Source organism: Streptomyces phytophilus, from assembly GCF_013870535.1.
Taxonomy (GTDB): Bacteria; Actinomycetota; Actinomycetes; order Streptomycetales; family Streptomycetaceae; genus Streptomyces; species Streptomyces phytophilus.
This window is the reverse complement of sequence record NZ_JACBXC010001394.1, coordinates 1-1508: the sequence shown is the minus strand read 5'-3', so window position 1 is coordinate 1508 and position 1508 is coordinate 1. Positions and strand designations below refer to the sequence as shown.

General features: G+C 73.0%; 2 protein-coding genes and 1 pseudogene. All 3 read left to right on the top strand.

The features are described from left to right. Positions 1–486, top strand: a 486-nt coding sequence (locus H5J30_RS32710; RefSeq protein WP_258563654.1) for a hypothetical protein, incomplete at its 5' end; no start/stop codon positions are given. A gap of 30 nt (positions 487–516) precedes the next feature. After that, on the top strand, positions 517–1182 hold the full coding sequence (locus H5J30_RS32705) for a vWA domain-containing protein (RefSeq protein WP_181791297.1): 666 nt from the start codon (positions 517–519) through the stop codon (positions 1180–1182). Positions 1183–1208: 26 nt separating this feature from the next. Further along, positions 1209–1508, top strand: a pseudogene (locus H5J30_RS32700) (hypothetical protein); the annotation flags it as partial.

The following is a 1508-nucleotide window of genomic DNA, read 5'->3' as shown; positions in this document are numbered from 1 at the left end:
CACCCGTTGCACCTCGCCGGCTGGCTCTTCGCGGACGTGCTGCTGGTCCTCGCCCTCATCGCCATGGGCGACCAGGGCGATCCGGCGGCGGCCCGGCAGCCCTCGCCCGACGCCTCGGCCTCACCCGGCACGGACGGCAAGGACGGCAAGGGCAAGCCGGAGCCGTCGCCGAGCAGGTCGGGCCCGCGGGCCGTGGAGCGCGAGCCCGTGAAGGTCGCCGTCGAGGCCGACTCCTCGGACCGTACGCGCCTCGTCGAGCAGCTCCGCAAGGTCACCGCGAAGCACGAGGGCCGCCAGGCCGCCATCGTGCTCACCTTCGGCCACCACCAGGACGCCGGTGCCGGCGTCGCCTACGCGCGCCGCGTCAACTCCCTGCTCGACGACGCCCGTCCCCGGATGTTCCGCGGCGCGACCACCCGCGACTTCGTGCTGCTCCAGGGCGCCGGCGGGCGCGCGGACCTGGAGATCTACTTCTACACCTACTGACGCCCCCGCTCCGAACCGGAGGAACAGCCCGTGCAGATCCTGCCCTTCTACCTGGTGTGCGACGAGTCGGGCTCGATGGGCGGCGCGCCCATCGAGGCCATCAACAAGGCGCTCCCCGAACTGCACCAGGAGATCAGCACCAACCCCACGGTGGCCGACAAGACCCGCTTCGCCCTCATCGGCTTCTCCGACGACGCCCAGGTGCTCCAGCCGCTGGCGGACCTCAGCGAACTGAACACCCTGCCCGCGCTCGCCGCCGGGGGAGTGACGTCGTACGGGCAGGCGTTCCGCGCCCTCAAGGCGTGCATCGAGACGGACGTGGGCGATCTGAAGGCCGAGGGCCACGAGGTCTACCGGCCGGTGGCGTTCTTCCTCTCCGACGGGGTGCCCACGGACGGGCAGTGGGAGGAGGCGCTGCGGGAGCTGACCGAGTCGCGCTACTGCCCCAAGATCATCGCGTTCGGCATCGGCGAGGCGGACACCGCCACGATCAGCCGGGTGGCGAACTTCCGCGCGTTCATGCAGCAGGACTCCGCCATCTCGCCGGCCGCCGCGCTGCGCGAGTTCGCCGCGAGCCTGACCCGCTCCATCGTGCGCTCGGCGAGCAGCATCTCCGCGGACGGCAGCGGCGACTTCACGCTCGCGGTGGACGACAAGGTGCCCGGGTTCGAGACGGTCACGCTGGACAAGCTCTGACGCGAGGGGAGGGTTCGGACCGTCTCATGGACCGCCAGATACCGCCGGACGGCGACCCGCGGCGGACGCAGGGCACGAGCGGCTACGCGGCCTGCCACGGAGCCGGCGACGGACTGCTCGAAGGGCTCCCGCCCGAGATCCAGCGCGCCATCATCCAGCCCCGCGACCCCGCGCCCGCGCCCGAAGCCCCCCGCGGCGACCCCGAGTACGTAGGTCGCCCGCCGAGCTACCCGCCGCGCCCGCTGGGCCTGCCGTCCGTACGCGACGGCGACCCGTTCGCCGCCGTGCTGCCCGACAGCGTCGTCGACGGCGCCGAGCTGGGCCCG